We start from the raw sequence: 18,374 nt of genomic DNA, 5'->3' as shown, positions 1-18,374 counted from the left end.
GCCCGCGCGAGGAGAGCCGAAAGGCTGCGACTGCCCCGGACAGGAGAGGGGTTGGAAGCCGGCCTGCGCGGCCACGGAAGCCGTGGGCACGGCAGGAGGGTGGCGGTCGCGTCACACCCCGCCCGCCCATTCCGCGGCCACGTCCAGTGCGCTTGCGTCGAACCAGCGCATCTCGGCACGGGTCAAGGCCTTCGCGAGGGTGGTTCCCCAGTGCTGCCACGCCGCCTCGCCGACAACGGCGATGCGGGAGAAATCGTTTCGATGGGCGGTGTCCATCTTGAAGTCTTCTCGCATTGCAGCGAGGCCCGTGTACCCTTGGAAATTCGTCAGATCGACGACGAGGCCGGGCTTCTCTACAGATGTGAGCCGTTCGTGCAGCAACGCGTGCATCCGCTCAAGATCGCTTTCGCTGAGCTCGCCTTCGCAGGCGATTGCGATGACGTCGTCACGATTTGTCCGCGTCTCGGTGAACATGGTCTTCCTCCTGTTCCTCGGGATTGCCGTGACCATAGAGGTCAGCATTTTCGTGCGCTCGGTTCTCATGCTCGAATTCAAGGGTGGAATGCGCGATGCCGAACCGATCGTTCAGCCTGTCCCTGATCTCGTTCTTGATGGCCTCGAGCCGCGACCAATCGTCGGCAGTCACGACGACATGGCAGTCGAGTGCCGCCTCATGCTCCTGCATCTGCCAGAGATGCACATGGTGGACATCTCCGACGCCCTCGACGCCGCGCAGGGTTCTGACGACATCGCCGCCGTCGATCTCCGGCGGGCTGCCGAGCATCAGCGTCCGGATCGGAGTGCCGATCTCTGTTATGGCAAGATAGAGGATATAAAGTGCGATGCCGATGGTGATCGCTGGGTCGACCCAGCGCATGTCATAGAGGATGATGAGGGCGCCGCCGATGATGACCGCGACGGAAGCCAGCGCATCCGAGAGATTGTGCAGGAAAAGCGCGCGAATGTTCACGCTGCCTTTCTGCATCGAATAGGTGAGCATCGCTGTCAGCGTGTCGACCGCGAGTGCGACAGCGCCCAGTATGACGACAGTCCAGCCCTGGACCTGGGGTGGGTCGATCATCCGCATTCCTCCCTCATAGATCAGGTAGAAGCCGACAAGAACAAGCGTGGTGTAGTTGATCAGCGCCGCGACGATCTCGATGCGGCCATAGCCAAACGTCATGCGCTCGTCCGGGGGCCGTCGAGAAATCTTGCGTGCGGCAAAGGCAATGAGCAGCGACGCCATGTCGGAGAAGTTGTGCAGTGCGTCTGCGATCAGGGCAAGACTGCCGGACAGAATTCCGCCGACAATCTGTGCGGCGGTCAGGACGCCGTTGGCCCAGATCGCGATGGAGACCCGCCGGTCGCCCGATTGCGGGTCGATATGGCCATGGCTATGGTCATGAGGCATTTGCATATGTCCTGCTTTGCTCGATCCCTGAACTGCTCTGGCCGGTCGATCCGCCACCGCGGGCCATGACTGTCTCCAGACCGGCGGAAACCAGGGTAAAGAGAACGAAGCCGCCGACGAAGGCCAGTGCCGAGAGGCGGTTGTCGGTCGCGGCCTCGTGTGCTTCCTCGAGCATGTCCTCGACTGCTGCGACCGACAGGAGCCCGGCGACGAAGCTCAGCGCGGCGTATTTCGCTGCATCCGGCGCGCTTCGCAGCAGCAACCATGCAAGTACAGCCGTTCCGAGGCAATAGAGAGGGAATGACAACGAGACCGCGATCCGCCGCTTGCGCGACACGCCGTTTTCTTTGAGGTTTGCCACGACCGAGTATCCCTCCGGAAAGTCGGCCAGTACCTGCCCCGCTGCCAACACAACGGCGAGCGAGGCACCAACCGCAGTGCCGGAGCCTATCATCAAGCCATCACCGGAGAGGTCGACAGCTACGGCAACATAAATCATCCACATACCGGTGCTGCCGCCGCTCTTCTCCGACGGCTTCATCTTCCCGATCAGCGTCCCGGCGCTGATATAGGCCGCTCCCCCTGCTGCAAACGCCAGGGCAATCCACCAGCCGGCGAGATTTTCAAGTGCCTCGGGCATCAGCTCGATGGCCACCACGCCGATGACGATGCCCGACGCCGCATGCAGCGCCAAGTTAAGAAGTCGTGGCGATGTCCGGACGAATTCGGCAACCATTGCGCCGGCGAAATTTCCGAGCCCAGGCAGAAGCGCGAGGCCAATGACCAGCCACAGGTTATTCACCACCGCTCCTTCACAATGCTGCCGTTCGCATTTGCTCCGTCCCACACACCCGCTTCGCGCGCATCACACACTGAAGCGTCCTTGGGAGGCAAACTTAGCGGGACATGATTTGTTCCACCGTGTTGGTAAAAGGAACATGCCCGACTGCCGGCGCAGGTGCTGCAGTGACCACATATCGAATCCCGGAACCCTTGAGTTTCGCCGAGCCACCGGAGTGCAAGACGGGTTCCGCGGTCACTGTACCGTCCGCTGAGATAACCCTGCTCCCGGCACCGGACAGTTTTGAATCAAACATCGACGTAGGATCGACATCAACCAAAAAAAGATGATGCCGCATAGCAACGTCCGTAACACGGGGAGAGTGTAGAATGCCCGTATTCATCACAAAAAATTAATCAGCGGTCATATAGACAAACCGCGCCAATGAAGTGACAAAGGCCTGATGACTCGCGTGTTGACCTTTGTTGCAGCATTGTTGTTGGCGCTTCCAGCGCTGGCGCACCCGGCCAATGCTGTGGATGTGTTGCCTATCTGCCAAATCGCCGGTGACACGGTCGGGTGCAATTCAACCGACAGTGAAGGTGCGCTTGGTTCAGGCGAGATCCCACTGGGTGAGAAAAGCGGAAACAAAGTTTCCGCGCACTGTCAGATGCACTTTGCGATATTTGCGGTCTCAAATGTTTCGCCAATCATGCATGAGGCGCAGGAGTATGACGCCAGCTTCAAAGCCTTGCTTCTCTTCGACATAGGATACGTGGTCCCGCGACCGCCAGACGCTCACGCTTGAATGTCCAAATGCGCATTCTGCGCTAATCGGAAAATTCAACGACGTGAGTGTGAAACATGATTTCGAGAAGAGGACTGCTGTTTGGCATTGGCGCTGGCCTTGCCACCTCCTGTGGGCTTCCCGCCTACGCCCATGACGACAAGTTCAAACTGGACGAGAAATTCGAGCCACAAAGTACCAGCTTTAGCGGTTACGAGCCCGGTACGATAATTATCGACCCGAAAAACCACTTCCTATATTTGCAACTCGAGACAGACATGGCGCGCCGTTACGGGGTGGGCGTTGGGCGGTCCGGCCTGGCTTTCCGCGGACAAGCGGAGGTGGGACGAAAAGCCAAGTGGCCATCGTGGACTCCTACAGCAAACATGATCAGACGCAATCCGAAGAAGTACGGACGTTTCGCCAAGGGTGTGCCCGGTGGCCCGAAGAACCCGCTGGGCTCGCGAGCCCTTTACTTATATCGGGATGGGCGCGATACGCTTTACCGGATCCACGGCACGACAGAGCCATCGTCGATCGGGCGTTCAGTTTCGAATGGCTGCATCCGCATGATCAACGAACATGTCGAAGATCTCTTTGAGCGGGTGCCGGTCGGCGCCCGGGTTGTGGTGCTGTAGCATCAAAACCGTTCTTCACATTCAAGAACTTGCGAGCCGCAGATCAGGCCCGGATTTGCGGCTCGTTTTCCCCGATGTTTTTTGAACGAGTCCACGATGAAAGAAACTATGAACCGCCGTCAATTCATTTGTGCAGCAGCGGGCTCTTCAGTGCTGGCTTTGTCCGGATGCACAACCGCAACCAAGACCGGACAGCTGGATGAGAAGCCTTCGCCGGATCCAAGGTTGAGCAATGTCCGGGTAATGTATGGACCGATGCCAGACGAACGGTTCCCCCTCCCCGCTATCAACATAGACAAGGTGCCATCAAAATTCTGGAGGCGTCAGGTGAATTTCACCAGCCCGTATCCGGTTGGCACAGTGATCGTCAACACAAAGACATATTTCCTTCATCTGATCCAGGAAAATGGAAAAGCCATGCGTTATGGCGTTGGCCTTGGCCGGCAGGGTTTCGAGTGGTCGGGTGAAGGCGTGATCCAATGGAAGCAGGCATGGCCGAAATGGACCCCGCCCGAAGAAATGATCGCGCGACAACCTGAGTTGGCAAAATGGAGCGCGAGCAATGGCGGCATGCCGCCCGGGCTAAACAATCCTCTCGGCGCGCGAGCCCTCTACATCTTCCAGAATGGCGTGGACACGCTCTATCGCATCCATGGATCGCCGGAATACTGGACAATAGGTAAATCGGTGTCGAGCGGGTGTGTGCGCATGATCAATCAGGATGTTGTCGATCTCTATGGCCGAGTCACCAACGGAGCCCGGCTGATAGTGATCTGACGCCAAAGGCAAGAAACGGATATGAAGCTGCAGATGATCGGTTCCATGCAACACATCAAAAAAGGGTTTCGACCCAGTTTGATCAGCGTCCTTTTGGCGGGCGTGATCGCGTCCGGATGTGTGACGAAGACGTTGGAGCTTGATGACCGAGGCAACATTCCGATCCCCCAAAAGACAATGGCGCAAATGCGGGAGATGGGCATGGAGCCCGCTGATCCGGTGCTGGTTCGCATCTTCAAACAGGAGAGCGAACTGGAGGTTTGGAAGCGAGATTCATCAGGCAAGTATGCACTGATGAAAACTTATCCGATGTGCCGGTGGTCGGGCGTTTTGGGTCCGAAAAAAGTCGAGGGCGACCGCCAGGCGCCTGAAGGTTTCTACACAGTCGGTTCCGGCGGGCTGAACCCGAGGTCCCAATACTACCTTTCCTTCGATCTCGGCTACCCGAATCGGCTGGAGCGCGCAAAGGGCTATACCGGATCGGCCCTAATGGTTCATGGAGCATGTTCTTCCTCGGGTTGTTTTGCTATTTCCGACGAGCATGTCGCGGAAGTCTACGCCCTTGTCCGGGATGCCTTGCGTGGCGGGCAACAGGCTGTCCAGGTCCAGTCTTATCCGTTTCGGATGACGCCAGAAAACCTTGCCGCGCACCGCGAAAATCCCAATTTTGACTTCTGGATGGACCTAAAGACAGGTTATGATCGCTTTGAAGTGTTGCGCCAGCCTCCCCGCTTTCAATTCTGCGAGGGACGCTACAGGTTTGGCGAACCCGTCAACGGCAATATGCCCGCCGATCCGCTTGGACAATGTCCGGCCTTTGAACCGGAGATCCAGCAAGTGGTCGAGAGGTCGGTGGGGGATCTTGAGAAAATGAAAGACCTGCTCAGCGATGGCCAGAATGTCGGCCTTGCTTATTCGGATGGGGGAATGAATCCGATCTTCCGAAAAATACTGGCCAAGAAGGGCCCGCAATATTTGTCGGAAATCACTTCATCGACTTCTGTACCCGTTAGTCGGCCGACAGCAGCGCTTGCCGATCCCTTCGGCGCCGGATCGAAGGCCCGCTAAAATAGGCGCGACAGAGGAACGATGATCGCCAGCATCACGGGTTGGTGAAGCAGATAGATTGGCAGGCTGTGGCGGCCCAGCCAGCCGAGCCGTGCGAAGAAAGCGTTTTCCGCACCAGCACTGGCCATCTGGCTCTTATTGATGTCCACGACCTTGGCGAAGCTCATGCCAAGAAGTGTAATGCCTGCCCAGGGAAACACCGGAACGAAATCATTGCTGAGAGGTGGGTTGGCTGAAAGGCCGATCCAGGCTAGCCAGCGGGGATCGAAAGCAGACAGCGATAGGTACCAGGGAAGCACCATTATCGCCAGGCCGGCAAACAGGCTGGCCAAAGCCGGGAGCCTGAGAAACATCACCCCGAGGAGACTTGCGACCGCGATCGAATGCAGGATTCCAAAGTAAACAAATGCGTTGGGGAATGTGAACCATGTCACAACGCTTATCGCCAAGGCCGCGACAACAATGATGGCCAACCGGCGGAAAAACGTCCGAGCTCTCAACTCTGTGCCATGCGCCAGAACCAGACTCACTCCTGCAAGGAACATGAAGCTCCCGGCCAGCAAACGCCCGAATGCGAGCCACAGCGGATGGAAAGCCACGCCCGATACAAATCCCGTGAATTCCAGATCCCAGACGAAATGGAAAAGAACCACGCCGGCAATTGCCGTCCCTCGTGCTGCGTCAACGGCTAGCAATCTGTTTTTTCTCATGCTTTTCAACCTCACCTTGTTCGCCGACCGTCAAGCGACGGATATTTCTGAACTCTCTCGCTTCCGCAGTGCATACATGCCAGCCCCAAGAACATTGTTTTCAGCGCCTTTCAGAACGGAGTGTCCAGCCGTTGTCCTGCGGCTGCCAGCGGCCACAGGACCCTCTCCCCCCAGCGCCATCGAAGCCCAGCAGGCAATAAGCCACCCATTTCAACCAGCGGTGCCGCCGCATGGATGATAAACAATCCAAACGGATTAATGATCCTTTTCGTCCTGCAAGTGACGGTGATCGGTCGCACAAAGCGAATGATCGCTCAACACCTCAATAACTCGGCAATCTGCAATCTTGCCACCTGCGCACTGCACAACCATGCGATTGAGTTCAACTTTCAGCGAGGCGAGACGTGCGAGGCGTTTCTCTATTTCCGCCAATTGAGCTTTGGCTATCGCATCGGCTGCTGCGCACGGCTGATCAGGATGGTCAGAGAGGCTGAGCAGATCGCGGATTGCGTCAAGCGTAAAACCAAGTTCACGCGCATGTCGGACGAAGGTTAGACGGTCAAGCGCCTTACGGCTGTAGAGCCTCTGGTTGCCAGCGCTGCGCTCAGCCGCCGGCAACAAGCCGATTTGCTCATAGTAGCGGATCGTTGGCACCTTGACCCCCGCCGCCTGCCCAAGTTTTCCAATGGTCAGCATAATTTTTCTCTTGAAGCTACAGTAGCTAGAGACATTAAAAGGGGTGGCTGACGATATCAAGCCCGAGAAACCCCTGTTGAGCGAAGGAAAAAATGTGTCGGAAACGGAAGCAAAAAAGGGAATCAGTTGCGACTGGACTGTATCTGGCATGGACTGCGGGTCTTGTGCGACGAAGGTCAAGGACGCCGTGGCAAGGCTGCCAGGAGTCACCGGCGTCGAGGTCGGCATTATGTCCGAACGCCTGCGCCTGACGCTGGACGAAGGTGAAACCGGCCGCGACAAGGTTGAAAGAACTGTTCGTGCGCTCGGTTACGGTATCGAACCGCGCGTCGCGACGGCGGTGCAGGACGAAGCTGTCGATCAGAGTGCAAGCTGTACCGGCCACTCCCAGGCCGGCGGCAAGGCAAAAGATCATTCCGGTCATGGCAGTCCCGGACACGTACATGACGATCCCGCAGATCGAGGCAAGCGGTGGTACCAGACGGCCAAGGGCAGACTGGTGATTTTTACCGCCTTGCTTCTCATGATAGCCTGGGGAGTGGAACTGATTGTGCCAGAGGTGGGAAACTGGGCCTTTGTCGCCGCGTGTCTGATCGGAGTTACCCCCATTGCCCGCCGCGCGTTTGTCGCTTTGCGCGTGGGGCAGCCTTTCACCATCGAAAGCCTCATGACGGTTGCCGCTATCGGCGCACTGTTCATCAATGCGGCGGAAGAGGCGGCACTGGTTGTTTTCCTCTTTGCAGTGGGCGAAGTCCTGGAAGGCGTGGCGGCAGGCAAGGCGCGCGACGGGATACGGGCGCTTGCCAATCTCGTCCCGAAAACGGCGCTTCTGGAAATGGACGGCGTCACACGCGAAGTGCCGGCAGCAAGTCTTGCTATAGGACAGATCGTGCTCGTCCGTCCCGGCGATCGTATTCCGGCAGACGGCGAGATCACAGAAGGCACCTCCGGGGTGGACGACAGTCCGGTAACTGGTGAAAGTGTGCCGGTGAACAAAGGTCCGGGCGATCCTGTATTTGCAGGATCGATCAATACCGAAGCCGCCCTGCGGATTACCGTAACCAAAGCCGCCGAAGACAACACCATCTCACGCATCATTCGCCTCGTGGAAGAGGCCGAGGAGGCTCGCGCGCCGACCGAGCGGTTTATCGACCGCTTCAGCCGCTGGTACATGCCTGCAATCGTCACTGTCGCGGCGCTGGTCGTGCTCGTGCCGCCACTGGCTTTTGGCCAGCCTTGGGATACCTGGGTTTACCGCGGGCTGGCGCTCTTGTTGATAGGTTGCCCCTGTGCCCTCGTGATCTCGGTTCCCGCCTCCATCGCTTCGGCACTTTCCACCGGTGCGCGGCGGGGCCTTCTCTTGAAAGGCGGCGCCGTGATTGAAGCGACTGCCAAGGTGAGCCGCGTGGCCTTCGACAAGACCGGGACGTTGACCCATGGGCGACCGGTGGTGACAGACGTCGTGACTTTGGGAAAAACAACCGAGGCCGAGCTTCTCTCTGTCGCGGCGGGCGTAGAAGGCGGCTCTAGCCATCCCTTGGCTGTCGCCATTTTGCGCAAGGCCGAGGAAGAAGGCATAGTGATCCCACCGGCACGCGATGCAAAGGCGCTGATGGGCAAGGGTGTGACCGCCACTGTGGGAGGCGCTTCCGCTTGGGTGGCTTCGCCCGGATATGCCAGGGAGAACGCCGGCATTGACGAGTCTGACCTCGCCCAGACCACAACGTTTGAGGAAGAGGGCAAGACCGCTGTGGTGGTCTTCCGCGAGAAGACCCCGCTCGGCATTATCGCTGTGCGTGACGAACCGCGCTCCGATGCGCCCGAAGCGGTTCGCCAGCTGAGAGCCATCGGTATTACACCCATCATCCTGACCGGAGACAATCCGCGTACGGCAGCGGCAATAGCGCAAAACCTGGGCATGGAATATCAGGCCGACATGATGCCCGAAGACAAGCTTAAAGCCATTCGCGACATGAGCGAACATGGCGGCGTGATGATGATCGGTGACGGCATTAATGACGCCCCAGCCCTCAAGCAGGCAAGCGTTGGCGTAGCCATGGGATCGGGGACCGATGTCGCGCTCGAAACGGCCGATGCGGCCATCCTGCGTGACCGGGTGACCGACATTCCGGCGACCATCCGGCTTACCCGTGCGGCAATGGCCAACATTCGCCAGAACGTTACCATTGCGCTCGGTCTGAAAGCGGTCTTCCTCGTGACATCCGTTTTGGGGCTGACCGGTCTCTGGATCGCGATTATGGCCGATACCGGAGCGACGGTGCTCGTCACGCTGAACGCGTTGCGGCTGCTGCGGTTCAATCCAGAGCAGGAGGCCTGATATCATGATTTCCAGCTTTGGTTGGTCCGTGCTGGTCCTTCTTTTTGGCTACCTTTCCCTCTTCTTCTGGGGCAGCGCGATCGCAGCACGGGCAGCGGGAAAGCCGGTATGGCTGTTTGGCCGTGCCAGGGGACGTGACCGATGGGCCGCAATGGGGTTCCGTGCGGCCTTTGTTCTGGCTTCTGTTGCGCCGCTACTTTGGTTGGTGATGCCTGTCTTGCGCGAGATGGATCCGTTCTGGAGCCGAGGCTCTACAGCAGCGCTTGGTCTGATCGGCGTGTTCGTAGCAGGGGTCGGCGCGATGCTTGCCTTCGCGGCGCAAATGTCGATGGGGAGCTCGTGGCGCGTTGGTGTAACCGAGGGAGCGACCGGCAACCTCGTCTCGGACGGACTCTATCGGTTCAGCCGCAATCCCACCTTTGTCGGTCAATTCATGCTTCTGGCCGGTATCAGTCTAGCGGTTCCAGCAATCCCGACGATTCTTGCCCCGCTGATCTTTTTCTGGTCAGCCTCGATACAGGTTCGTTCCGAGGAGGCTATACTTAGCCAAGCGTTGGGGCGGGATTATGAGCAGTATGCCGCAACTGTGCCGCGTTGGGTTAGCATGCGTCGCGGTATAAGGCCATGAACGCTCGGTGGGTGTGGGCATTGATCGGAGCCACAACAACCACTGATCAACTGACCAAGGCGGCGGCCTTGTCGCTGCTCTTGCAGGGTAATTCAGTGGCAGTTTTGCCCGGATTGGATCTGACGCTCGGCTTTAATGTAGGGGTGAGCTTTGGTCTGTTCTCTGACCTCATGGCTGGTAAACCGCTGGTCATGGCCGCGCTGACCGGCACCTTGACCGTGGTCCTCGCCATCATGGCATTTCGGGCGCGTCACCCGGTCGAACAGATCGGATTTTCTCTGATAGTGGGTGGCGCGCTTGGCAATGTGGTTGATCGGTTGCGACAGGGCGCGGTCACTGATTTCATAGATCTCTCTTTTCAGGGCTGGCGCTGGCCAACTTTTAACACAGCCGATATTGCGATTACGTTTGGCGCTCTGTTTATCGTGTTCGCCACATTCGCTTCACACCGATCTAAGGACACCGTCGTTGACCAATCCTGACCCTCAATCATTGTCCGGCGAGGATATGCCCTTGCTGGCGGCGTTCGTTATCGCTCTGGCCGCAACACTTGGCGCTCTCTTCATTGGGGAAGTGCTCGGACAGATGCCCTGTACTCTTTGCTGGTACCAACGCATTGCCATGTTTCCCCTGGTGCCCATCGTCGGCCTTTCGATCTGGCGCGCCGACGGCATGGCCCGACCCTACGGCCTGCCGTTGGCAGCGGCCGGCCTGATGTTGGCGGGTTGGCATTCCGGCCTTTACTCCGGCTGGATCCAAGAGGCTGTCACGCCTTGTGCAAAAACCGGGCCGTCCTGCACCGATCAGGCACAGACCATCCTTGGCCTGCCCATTCCCTATCTATCCCTGATCGCCTTTGGAGCGATCCTCAGTTGCCTTGTTCTATCGAAAGGAAGACGCGCATGAACAGACGCACTCTCTTGATTGGAGCTTCGGCTCTCGGGCTAGCCGCTTTCGGTAGCGGCGCCTTCTTCCTGACCCGGCGCCAACAATTGACCGAGGCCGAGGCAGTAACCCCGGCAGTTGATGAGGCGCAGTTGATTCGAGATTATTCGCCAAGCTTCGGCCCCGATGAGGCTCCGGTCACCCTTGTTGAATTTTTTGATCCCTCCTGCGAGGCCTGCAGGGCCTTTCATCCGGCAGTTCAGGCAATACGCGAGGAGTTCCCGGAGCAGGTGCGCGTCGTCATGCGCTACACTGTGTTTCATGAAGGATCGGACGAGGCGGTGCGTATCCTGGAGACCGCACGAATGCAGGACAAGTTTGAACCTGTGCTCAATGCCATCCTGAAGCAGCAACCAGCATGGGCTGTGCACGGTGCACCGCGTATGGACTTGGCCTGGCAGATCGCGGCGGCTGCCGGTCTTGATCTGGAACGGGCCAAGAGCGACAGGTTGTTTCCCGGAATTACAGCAATTCTGAACCAGGATAAGGCAGATGTCGAAGCGGTGGGTATCCGTCAGACTCCCACCTTTTTTCTAAACGGGCGCGAACTATCGGAACCCAGTTTGGACGGCCTCATCGCTGAAGTCCGCAGCGCGGTCGAGAGTACGTGAGGTTCCGCTAGGGCCGATTGGCATAGGATTCGAACAGGGCGAGTGTCTGCTCGCTGACATGATGTTCAATCCCCTCGGCATCACGCTCCGCCGTTTCGGGGTCAAGTCCGAGACGGATCAGGAACCGCAGTACGATTTCGTGGCGACGGCGGCATTCCTGTGCCAGCGTCCGACCTGCTTCCGTCAGGAACACTGAACGGTACTTCTCGCGGGTGATCAGTCCTTCGCGCGCCAAGCGGTTCAGCGTTTTGGTCACGGTCGGCGCGCGAACGCCAAACCGCTCGGCGATATCGACCGGACGTGCCTCGCCATACTGGTGGATCAGGTCGGCGATCAGTTCGACATAATCTTCGGCCAACTCGTTACGCCGCGCCTCGCGTACGGTCGCGAACCCGTTGGCTTGTGCTTCGGGGGCGCGGCTGTCCGGCGCGAGATCGTCGCTAGACTGTGAAGTTTGGTCAATCATCAGAGGACAATGCCGGATCGCTGCCCGATTGACAATATGTTGGTCAAGGATGTATAAGTTAGCCTTAGCTAAGAATCGGGATGGAGGCGCGTGTGCGTATCAAATTACTAGCTCTCGTCTTCGGCTTTGGGCTGGGGATCGGTCTGCTCGCCGGGCCGGCCATGGCGACCCCGGCCAGAGATACCCCTTGGCTACCCGAGGCTGCCGCCTACCGGCTGACCCTGTTTCTGGGCAATCTTACTCCCGTGCCTTGGGATGAATTGGGGCGCGCCTGGGAGGAGCCCTATCGCGGATCGGAATACACGCAAGGTGCGCTCGATTGGCTCGCGGGCCAAAGCTCCCTACCGACCGAGCCGCTGACAGCTGCCATCGCGCGCGAAGATCGGGCAGCGGTTTTCGAGGCCGCGACGCGTATTATCTCCGCCCGCATCGACGAAGAGCTTGACGCGGCGTTGGCGGCCGAGAGCCCCGCTGCAGCCCAGCAGGCGGTACGCACGGCCCGAGAGCTTTATCGCGCAATCGAGGATCATCTCGCCGCCGCCGACCCTGAAGCGGCCCGCGCGCTCGGACGGGCCTGGCTGGAGCTGTCCAGTGCCACCGGCTCCACCGGGGTGCTGGGTGCTGGAGCGACCGAACCCGATCTCAACGCAATGGCGACAGCGCGGGTGGTTGTTTCCGACTATCTCGCCGCGAACTACCGCGTCGCCGATTTTGCACCGCGCACAACCCTCACCGCCGTGCCGGAAACCATCGCCCTCAGCGGCCGTGCGGTAACGCTTCCCGCGACGCTGCCTCCGGGCTCTGACATCTTCGATCAGGATCCGTTGCCCCTGCTTGTACTGGGTTTCGAGGAGCAAGGCATAGATGAGACCGACCTGCCGCTCATCGCCTATGGCGACATGCTGTTCGACTGCCCCGAAATATTCAGCGGCCCGGCGCGTGAAATTGGCATCGCCTGCTCGACCTGCCACAACCGTTCGGATATCAACCAGCGTTTCTTCATTCCCGGCGCCAGCCATCAACCCGGAGCAGTGGATGTGGACGGTGCCTTCTTCAATCCGATGTTCAACGACCGCCGCGCCGACCCGATCGACATTCCCAGCCTGCGCGGCCTGCGGTTTACGGGTCCTTATGGCCGTGACGGCCGGTTTGCCAGCATTCGCGATTTCACCCGCAACGTGATCGTCAACGAATTCGCTGGGGCCGAGCCGACGCCCTTCATGCTGGACGCCCTCGTCGCGTACATGACCGAGTTCGACTTTCTGCCGAACGCGATGCTAACCGGCGACGGCCGCCTGACCGAGGCCGCGCCTGAGGCGGCACAGCGCGGCGCGGCGATCTTCAACCAGCCTTTTGACGGGCTGAACGGCAAATCATGCGCCAGTTGTCATGTGCCAGATGGCAATTTCCTGGACCGGCAGGCACATGACATAGGATCGGTCATCCCGGCCTATGAAGGGTCGCGCGGCGGGGCGCTGGACACGCCGACCCTGCTCGGGACCGTCTATACCGCGCCCTATTTCCACGACGGCTCGATGCCGACGCTGGCCGCCGTTGTCAACTGGTTCGACACGACCAAGAGCCTTGGCCTCAGCGAGTCCGAGCGCGCCGATCTCACCGCTTACCTTGAGACCGTTGGCGCGGCGGATGAACCTTATGAGGACTTCGACACCGAGAATACGCCATTCCGGTTGGCTTTTGCGGAGCTGACAACCTTTGCCTCCACCCTCGATACCCTTCTGCCGCGCCGGGACACTCAGCACATCCTGCTCCTGACTGATACCGTCGCCGCCGATCTTGCAGCGGATGCTGGCACCATGGCGAACCTTGTCGCACGCCCGGAGATCTACTCCCTCGCAGAACACCTGGCTGCAGTTGGCGCAGAAGTCCGCGCCGACAATTGGGCCGCCGCAGAGGCAAGCTGGGCCGCATTTCAGTCCGAGGCGCAAGCCATCGAAGAAAGGGCGTTCTGATGAACTCCATGCTCTCCCGCCGTCATATGCTGGCGCTGTGCTGTGCAAGTCTCGCGGCCCTCGCGGCACCGGTTCGCGCGCAGTCTGCCCCGTTGCGGTTGGCCTTTATTCCGCAGGAGAACCCTGAAAAGCTACTGGGCGACATCAAGGCCATCACCGGTTGGCTGTCACGAGAGATCGGCGTGCCGGTCGAAGGTTTCGTGACCATCGATCACGCCGCCGCCGTCGAGGCGCTGCGCAACGGCGATGCGGACATCTCCTTCATGGGAGCGCTGCCCTTTGTTCTGGCCGAGGCGCAAATCGGTGCGGTGCCGCTCTTATCCGAGATCTATCGCGACGCCCCCACCTACACCGGACGGGTCTTCGTGCGACGCGACAGCGGCATCACCACGCTGGCCGATTTGCGCGGACGCGATATCGCCTTTGCCGATCCAATTTCGGAGTCAGGCTATCTCTACCCGCTGGTTGAATTCGAGCGCGCGGGACTGATCGCGGGACCCGCAGAGTCGGAAGCGTTCTTCGGCAGAGTGTTCTTCGCGGGCGGATATCAGCAGGCGATGCAGGCAATGGCAGAGGGACTGGTCGATGCCGCGGGCGCCAGCCAGTATGCCGATCTCCTGCTCGCGCCAGGCCAACAGTCCCAAGTCACTTGGATCGCCGAGAGCGAGCCGATCCCTAGCCACTTGGTGATTGCCCGCCCGGGACTGGACGCCGAGGTGCAGGAAAATTTCGTGAACGCTATGCTGCGGCTGAACGAGCTCGAACATCGCGCCATGTTGCGGCATCTCTACGGCCCGGACGGCTATGTCCCGGCCGATGCGGTCGCTTTCGACGGTGTTCGGGCACTCGCCCGCCGCTACGGGCTTCTGCAATGACCGAGGCCCTCCGCATCGAGGAGCTATGTTTCTCCCATGTCACCTCGGGCCTGCCGACGCTGGATCAGGTGACGCTGTCTATCCCGCCGGGTGAAGCGCTCGCGCTGATCGGGCCTTCGGGGGCGGGCAAGACGACGCTCCTGACGCTGCTCGATGGTCGCCTGAGGGCTTGGCGCGGCCGCGTCTCGGTGCTGGGCGACGCGCTCGATGCGGACCGTGCGCCGCCGCGCGCGTGCCGGGCCGATACGGGGTTCATCTTTCAGGACTTCGCTCTTGTCGAACGCGCCAGCGTGCTGCGCAACGTGCTGAACGGCAGGCTGGGCCGCATGAGGCCGCTGCGTGCCCTGCTCGGGCGGCCGTCGAAAGACGATCTTGCGGTTGCGCGCGCGGCGCTGGCCGATTGCGGCATTGTCGACCTGGCTGAGCGACGGGTGGACAGTCTGAGCGGCGGACAACGGCAGCGAGTCGCAATCGCACGCTGCCTCTCGCAGGAGCCGCGCCTGATCCTTGCCGACGAACCGGTGAGCAACCTCGACCCCGCACGCGCAGCCGAGATCCTTTCGCTTCTAACCGAAGCCGCGCGTCGACGAGGCGCGACCACAGTCTTCTCCTCTCACCAGCCCGACCTTGCGCGGCGCTTCGCGCGGAGAATCGTGGGCATGCGCAACGGTCGGATCGTTTTCGACACTCCGACGGCAGAGCTCACCGAGGGCGCGACAGCCCGGCTCTATGATGATGCGAATGCTGCCGTACAGCCCCGCCTGAAGGCGGTGCCGTGATGGAAAGCCGGGGTTGGGGCGGCTTCGCGACGGGCGGGCTCGTCGCCGGGGCCGTGCTCTGGTCGCTCGCGACGACCGACGTCGAACTTTCCCGCCTCTTCTCCGCCGGGCCGCGCATCGGTGATTTCCTTGCGCGGATGTTTCCACCGGATCCGTCAGTGATGACCGAGATCATCAACGGCAGCGCCGAGACGCTGCGCATCGCCATCCTTGGAACACTCGGTGCTGTGCTCCTGTCGGGGCCGCTCGGCGTCTTTGCATCGGAAACCATGGCCCCGCCCGTCGTTCACCGTCCGGTGCGGACAGCTCTCGCGCTGATTCGCGCCATTCCGCTGATTCTCGTCGCCATGTTGATGGTTGGCGCAGTGGGCCTCGGCCCGCTTCCGGGCATCATCGCGGTTGCCATCCATGCAACGGGCATGCTGGCGAAGTTCTATGCTGAAGCAATTGATGGGGTTGCCCGCGGACCGATCGCCGCACTGGAAAGTGCGGGCGCCGGGCCGCTTGCACGCCTACGCTATGCAATCTGGCCGCAAATGGCTCCGGTGATCGCCCGTGATACAATCTTTCGTTTCGAGCTGAACCTACGAGAATCGCTTATCCTCGGCATCGTCGGAGCCGGTGGCATCGGCTTCTACATTCAGACCTATGTTCGCTCATTTCAATACGAAAAGGCTGCCAGTGTCACGCTGGCGGTCATCGCCATGGTTCTTGCTATCGAGGCGTTCAATGTTGCATTGCGTCGCCGCTTTTCATGATTATTTGCGTCCGGCCCGCTGCGACCCTCCCAGAAGTGATTAACCAGCGGAGCGCCTCCCGACCGAGCATGTTCAGATATTCCGCTTGAAGCTCATGTCACTAGAGGCTTTATACGACTAGCCGGAACGCGAGGAACGGCAAGGATGCGATTGAAGGTTCTGCAGAAGATGCTCTGGGCGGCGGTGGCCCTTGCTATTCCGGCTTACGGCGCGTTGCATCTTCTTGATGAGCGCGCGGAAACACCGGTGGCCGAAGTGTCTTTCCGGCCGACCTTTTCCCTGCTTGATGCTGAGGGAAGAGTGCGCATGCCCTCGGACTTTGCGGGGAAGCATCTTCTGGTCTTTTTCGGCTTCACCAATTGCCCGGACGTCTGCCCGACGACGCTTGCCGAAGTGGCGCAAGTGATGGAGGGTCTGGGAGATGACGCAGGAAAGGTACAGCCCCTCTTCATCTCTATCGACCCGACACGAGACCGCAGCCTGGAACTCGCGGAATATACTGCGGCCTTTCACCCTTCAATCCTCGGTCTGGCTGGCGACGAGGCGCAGACCCGCGCCGCAGCCCGCAGTTTCCGGATTTTCTATGAGCGCGAGGACAGTTCCGGCGCGCCGGATGGTTACACAATGGCACACAGCGCAGCACTATACCTGATCGGACCTGACGGAAACTGGCTGCGCCAATTCAGCTATGGCACGCCAGCAAGTGAAATCCTTAACGACCTCAGGCAAAGATTGTGAATACGATGAAATATCTTCTGACCGCTCTCCTTCTCAGCCTATCCGCCACCCCGGTACTGGCGTGTGAAACTGTTCAACTTAGCTCACTCGAAATCTCGGAAGCCTGGTCGCGGGCTTCGATCGGAATGGCCCGGCCCAGCGCCTTCTATGTCACCATCCGCAACACTGGCGTGAAAGACGATGTGCTTGCCGGCATCGCGACGCCGGTGTCCGGAAAGCCCATGCTGCACGAAACAGTGGTGAAGGATGGCGTGGCTTCGATGCCGCACGCTACGGCGATTCCCGTGCCAGCAGATTCCACCGTGCAATTGGAGCCAGGCGGCTATCACGGCATGCTGATGGGTCTTACACAGGTGCTGAAGGAAGGCGAGACGTTCCCGCTTACACTGACGTTCCGCGAGGCAGGCGACGTGACCGTTCCCGTGGCGATCCGGGGAATGGGTGCGAAAGATGCAGGCTGCGTGGACAAAAAAGATTGAGACGCCGTACGCTGCTCGTTGCCGGGGCGTCGGGCGTCGGCGCGCTGGCCTTTACGCTCGGTCTGGGGTGGTGGCAGAGCCGGGACAGCCTGCAAACGGGCTCCGCGCTGATACCATTGCGTATCGGCAAGATGTCCTTCACCCTGACGAACCATCATGGCGTGACGGTGAGTCCATCAGAGTGGATTGGCCGCCCGACAATAGTCTTTTTCGGCTTTACCTGGTGCCCCGATGTTTGCCCGACAACGCTGAGCGATATTTCGCTCTGGCTGCAAGATCTCGGCCCTGACGCCGACCGGATGAATATCTTTCTGGTCAGTGTCGACCCGGAGCGCGACACTCCACAGGTTCTTGCCGACTACCTGTCGAACTTCGATCCAAGAATCACCGGTCTGACGGGGTCACCTGCCGAGATCAAGCGCGCCGCGGACGAATTCCGCGCAACATTCGAGAAGGTGCCGAGGGAGGATGACTATACCATGGACCACACCGCCGGCGTGTTCCTGTTTCGGGCCGACGGGCGATTTGGCGGGATCATCGATTATCACGAGGATCGGCATGTGGCTCTGCTGAAGATCCAGAGGTTGTTGAAAGCGGCTAGCTGACCGGCTCTGTTGGCTTGGTGTTGTGGTCGCAAAACAAGCCGCCTTCACGACGAACTTCATGCGGTGCTCTTGAAGAGTTCCGACGTTGACCCGGCTTGCGGCGACAGGTTGCCTTTCGATCCTGTTGGACCCCACAAGCTCTGATGTTCAGCCTGCCGTTGGGAAATCGGATACTTCCTCACTCGTCGCTAAACTGTTGTGGGTGGAAGCACTTTCGCGACATCTGCAACCAATCAATGCGGCTGCGTTGCATGCCCCACCCCTGAGGAGACCTAAGCCCCCAATCACCTGTACGCTGGATGCGCTGACTT

21 protein-coding genes and 1 pseudogene are annotated in these 18,374 nt (G+C 59.8%); 16 read left to right on the top strand and 6 right to left on the bottom strand.

All coding sequences use genetic code 11. From position 1 onward, the window contains the following. Positions 1 to 111 precede the first annotated feature (111 nt). The 3 genes and pseudogenes from JS578_14355 to JS578_14345 all read right to left on the bottom strand — a co-directional run bounded on the left by JS578_14355 (position 112) and on the right by JS578_14345 (position 2,213). Positions 112 to 474 carry an STAS/SEC14 domain-containing protein gene (locus tag JS578_14355; protein ID QRX65219.1) on the bottom strand — a complete coding sequence of 121 codons (363 nt, stop codon included), beginning with the start codon at positions 472 to 474 and terminating at the stop codon, positions 112 to 114. Continuing rightward, positions 446 to 1,411: a cation transporter gene (locus tag JS578_14350; GenBank protein ID QRX65394.1), complete on the bottom strand. Its 966-nt coding sequence runs from the start codon at positions 1,409 to 1,411 to the stop codon at positions 446 to 448. The genes JS578_14355 and JS578_14350 overlap by 29 nt, the downstream gene beginning before the upstream one ends. Positions 1,412 to 1,469: 58 nt before the next feature. Further along, positions 1,470 to 2,213 (bottom strand): annotated as a pseudogene (locus tag JS578_14345) (hypothetical protein). A 475-nt stretch (positions 2,214 to 2,688) separates the two neighbouring features. On the opposite strand from JS578_14345, the gene JS578_14340 reads away from it, so the two are divergent. From JS578_14340 to JS578_14325, 4 genes are all read left to right on the top strand, one after another. After that, positions 2,689 to 3,000, top strand: coding sequence for a hypothetical protein (locus JS578_14340; GenBank protein QRX65218.1), 312 nt, complete (start codon positions 2,689 to 2,691; stop codon positions 2,998 to 3,000). A gap of 56 nt (positions 3,001 to 3,056) precedes the next feature. Next, entirely contained in the window at positions 3,057 to 3,617 is a 561-nt protein-coding gene (locus tag JS578_14335) for a L,D-transpeptidase (GenBank protein ID QRX65217.1), read from the top strand. 243 nt (positions 3,618 to 3,860) lie between these two features. Continuing rightward, positions 3,861 to 4,394 (top strand): L,D-transpeptidase, encoded by a 534-nt coding sequence (locus JS578_14330; protein ID QRX65393.1) that lies wholly within the window; start codon positions 3,861 to 3,863, stop codon positions 4,392 to 4,394. 45 nt (positions 4,395 to 4,439) lie between these two features. Further along, positions 4,440 to 5,462 (top strand): murein L,D-transpeptidase, encoded by a 1,023-nt coding sequence (locus JS578_14325; GenBank protein QRX65392.1) that lies wholly within the window; start codon positions 4,440 to 4,442, stop codon positions 5,460 to 5,462. On the opposite strand, the gene JS578_14320 is transcribed toward JS578_14325, so the two are convergent. Both JS578_14320 and JS578_14315 read right to left on the bottom strand, forming a co-directional pair. After that, positions 5,459 to 6,172: a DUF1624 domain-containing protein gene (locus JS578_14320; GenBank protein QRX65216.1), complete on the bottom strand. Its 714-nt coding sequence runs from the start codon at positions 6,170 to 6,172 to the stop codon at positions 5,459 to 5,461. The genes JS578_14325 and JS578_14320 overlap by 4 nt on opposite strands. A gap of 255 nt (positions 6,173 to 6,427) precedes the next feature. Continuing rightward, complete coding sequence (locus tag JS578_14315) at positions 6,428 to 6,868, bottom strand: helix-turn-helix domain-containing protein (protein ID QRX65215.1); 441 nt, start codon at positions 6,866 to 6,868, stop codon at positions 6,428 to 6,430. Between the two features lie 148 nt (positions 6,869 to 7,016). Here JS578_14315 and cadA point away from each other — a divergent pair, with 148 nt between their 5' ends. The 5 genes from cadA to JS578_14290 are packed head-to-tail and all read left to right on the top strand — an operon-like array spanning position 7,017 to position 11,390. Continuing rightward, positions 7,017 to 9,206, top strand: a complete 2,190-nt coding sequence (gene cadA / locus JS578_14310; protein QRX65391.1) for a cadmium-translocating P-type ATPase — start codon at positions 7,017 to 7,019, stop codon at positions 9,204 to 9,206. A 4-nt stretch (positions 9,207 to 9,210) separates the two neighbouring features. Beyond that, positions 9,211 to 9,834 carry an isoprenylcysteine carboxylmethyltransferase family protein gene (locus JS578_14305; protein ID QRX65214.1) on the top strand — a complete coding sequence of 208 codons (624 nt, stop codon included), beginning with the start codon at positions 9,211 to 9,213 and terminating at the stop codon, positions 9,832 to 9,834. Beyond that, positions 9,831 to 10,316: a signal peptidase II gene (lspA, locus tag JS578_14300; protein ID QRX65213.1), complete on the top strand. Its 486-nt coding sequence runs from the start codon at positions 9,831 to 9,833 to the stop codon at positions 10,314 to 10,316. The genes JS578_14305 and lspA overlap by 4 nt, the downstream gene beginning before the upstream one ends. A 25-nt stretch (positions 10,317 to 10,341) precedes the next feature. Continuing rightward, positions 10,342 to 10,740, top strand: coding sequence for a disulfide bond formation protein B (locus tag JS578_14295; protein QRX65390.1), 399 nt, complete (start codon positions 10,342 to 10,344; stop codon positions 10,738 to 10,740). Beyond that, complete coding sequence (locus JS578_14290; protein ID QRX65389.1) at positions 10,737 to 11,390, top strand: thioredoxin domain-containing protein; 654 nt, start codon at positions 10,737 to 10,739, stop codon at positions 11,388 to 11,390. The genes JS578_14295 and JS578_14290 overlap by 4 nt, the downstream gene beginning before the upstream one ends. Positions 11,391 to 11,397: 7 nt before the next feature. On the opposite strand, the gene mntR is transcribed toward JS578_14290, so the two are convergent. Further along, positions 11,398 to 11,856 carry a manganese-binding transcriptional regulator MntR gene (gene mntR, locus JS578_14285; protein QRX65212.1) on the bottom strand — a complete coding sequence of 153 codons (459 nt, stop codon included), beginning with the start codon at positions 11,854 to 11,856 and terminating at the stop codon, positions 11,398 to 11,400. An 80-nt stretch (positions 11,857 to 11,936) separates the two neighbouring features. On the opposite strand from mntR, the gene JS578_14280 reads away from it, so the two are divergent. The 7 genes from JS578_14280 (at position 11,937) to JS578_14250 (ending at position 18,063) form a co-directional block, all read left to right on the top strand. After that, positions 11,937 to 13,829, top strand: coding sequence for a hypothetical protein (locus JS578_14280; GenBank protein ID QRX65211.1), 1,893 nt, complete (start codon positions 11,937 to 11,939; stop codon positions 13,827 to 13,829). Next, complete coding sequence (locus JS578_14275) at positions 13,829 to 14,704, top strand: phosphate/phosphite/phosphonate ABC transporter substrate-binding protein (GenBank protein ID QRX65210.1); 876 nt, start codon at positions 13,829 to 13,831, stop codon at positions 14,702 to 14,704. The genes JS578_14280 and JS578_14275 overlap by 1 nt, the downstream gene beginning before the upstream one ends. After that, the gene (locus tag JS578_14270; protein QRX65209.1) at positions 14,701 to 15,483 is read left to right on the top strand and encodes an ATP-binding cassette domain-containing protein; all 783 of its coding nucleotides are present in this window, start codon (positions 14,701 to 14,703) and stop codon (positions 15,481 to 15,483) included. The genes JS578_14275 and JS578_14270 overlap by 4 nt, the downstream gene beginning before the upstream one ends. After that, positions 15,483 to 16,241: a phosphonate ABC transporter, permease protein PhnE gene (phnE, locus tag JS578_14265; GenBank protein ID QRX65208.1), complete on the top strand. Its 759-nt coding sequence runs from the start codon at positions 15,483 to 15,485 to the stop codon at positions 16,239 to 16,241. The genes JS578_14270 and phnE overlap by 1 nt, the downstream gene beginning before the upstream one ends. Before the next feature lie 144 nt (positions 16,242 to 16,385). Continuing rightward, entirely contained in the window at positions 16,386 to 16,979 is a 594-nt protein-coding gene (locus JS578_14260) for an SCO family protein (protein QRX65207.1), read from the top strand. Between the two features lie 5 nt (positions 16,980 to 16,984). Beyond that, positions 16,985 to 17,458 carry a copper chaperone PCu(A)C gene (locus tag JS578_14255; protein QRX65206.1) on the top strand — a complete coding sequence of 158 codons (474 nt, stop codon included), beginning with the start codon at positions 16,985 to 16,987 and terminating at the stop codon, positions 17,456 to 17,458. Further along, positions 17,455 to 18,063 carry an SCO family protein gene (locus tag JS578_14250; protein ID QRX65205.1) on the top strand — a complete coding sequence of 203 codons (609 nt, stop codon included), beginning with the start codon at positions 17,455 to 17,457 and terminating at the stop codon, positions 18,061 to 18,063. The genes JS578_14255 and JS578_14250 overlap by 4 nt, the downstream gene beginning before the upstream one ends. Positions 18,064 to 18,374 lie beyond the last annotated feature (311 nt).

The organism is Dysgonomonadaceae bacterium zrk40 (genome assembly GCA_016916535.1).
Classification (GTDB): domain Bacteria; phylum Bacteroidota; class Bacteroidia; order Bacteroidales; family Dysgonomonadaceae; genus Proteiniphilum.
Note: the sequence above shows the minus strand (reverse complement) of the source record. Positions and strands in the feature narration are given on the sequence as shown.

Excerpts from the sequence above, each read along its gene's own strand:
- JS578_14355 (QRX65219.1), bottom strand. The coding sequence starts at position 474 with ATGTTCACCGAGACGCGGACAAATCGTGACGACGTCATCGCAATCGCC.
- JS578_14350 (QRX65394.1), bottom strand. The coding sequence starts at position 1,411 with ATGCCTCATGACCATAGCCATGGCCATATCGACCCGCAATCGGGCGAC.
- JS578_14335 (QRX65217.1), top strand. The coding sequence starts at position 3,057 with ATGATTTCGAGAAGAGGACTGCTGTTTGGCATTGGCGCTGGCCTTGCC.
- JS578_14330 (QRX65393.1), top strand. The coding sequence starts at position 3,861 with ATGTATGGACCGATGCCAGACGAACGGTTCCCCCTCCCCGCTATCAAC.
- JS578_14325 (QRX65392.1), top strand. The coding sequence starts at position 4,440 with ATGCAACACATCAAAAAAGGGTTTCGACCCAGTTTGATCAGCGTCCTT.
- JS578_14320 (QRX65216.1), bottom strand. The coding sequence starts at position 6,172 with ATGAGAAAAAACAGATTGCTAGCCGTTGACGCAGCACGAGGGACGGCA.
- JS578_14315 (QRX65215.1), bottom strand. The coding sequence starts at position 6,868 with ATGCTGACCATTGGAAAACTTGGGCAGGCGGCGGGGGTCAAGGTGCCA.
- cadA (QRX65391.1), top strand. The coding sequence starts at position 7,017 with ATGGACTGCGGGTCTTGTGCGACGAAGGTCAAGGACGCCGTGGCAAGG.
- JS578_14305 (QRX65214.1), top strand. The coding sequence starts at position 9,211 with ATGATTTCCAGCTTTGGTTGGTCCGTGCTGGTCCTTCTTTTTGGCTAC.
- lspA (QRX65213.1), top strand. The coding sequence starts at position 9,831 with ATGAACGCTCGGTGGGTGTGGGCATTGATCGGAGCCACAACAACCACT.
- JS578_14295 (QRX65390.1), top strand. The coding sequence starts at position 10,342 with ATGCCCTTGCTGGCGGCGTTCGTTATCGCTCTGGCCGCAACACTTGGC.
- JS578_14290 (QRX65389.1), top strand. The coding sequence starts at position 10,737 with ATGAACAGACGCACTCTCTTGATTGGAGCTTCGGCTCTCGGGCTAGCC.
- mntR (QRX65212.1), bottom strand. The coding sequence starts at position 11,856 with ATGATTGACCAAACTTCACAGTCTAGCGACGATCTCGCGCCGGACAGC.
- JS578_14280 (QRX65211.1), top strand. The coding sequence starts at position 11,937 with ATGGAGGCGCGTGTGCGTATCAAATTACTAGCTCTCGTCTTCGGCTTT.
- JS578_14275 (QRX65210.1), top strand. The coding sequence starts at position 13,829 with ATGAACTCCATGCTCTCCCGCCGTCATATGCTGGCGCTGTGCTGTGCA.
- JS578_14270 (QRX65209.1), top strand. The coding sequence starts at position 14,701 with ATGACCGAGGCCCTCCGCATCGAGGAGCTATGTTTCTCCCATGTCACC.
- phnE (QRX65208.1), top strand. The coding sequence starts at position 15,483 with ATGGAAAGCCGGGGTTGGGGCGGCTTCGCGACGGGCGGGCTCGTCGCC.
- JS578_14260 (QRX65207.1), top strand. The coding sequence starts at position 16,386 with ATGCGATTGAAGGTTCTGCAGAAGATGCTCTGGGCGGCGGTGGCCCTT.
- JS578_14255 (QRX65206.1), top strand. The coding sequence starts at position 16,985 with ATGAAATATCTTCTGACCGCTCTCCTTCTCAGCCTATCCGCCACCCCG.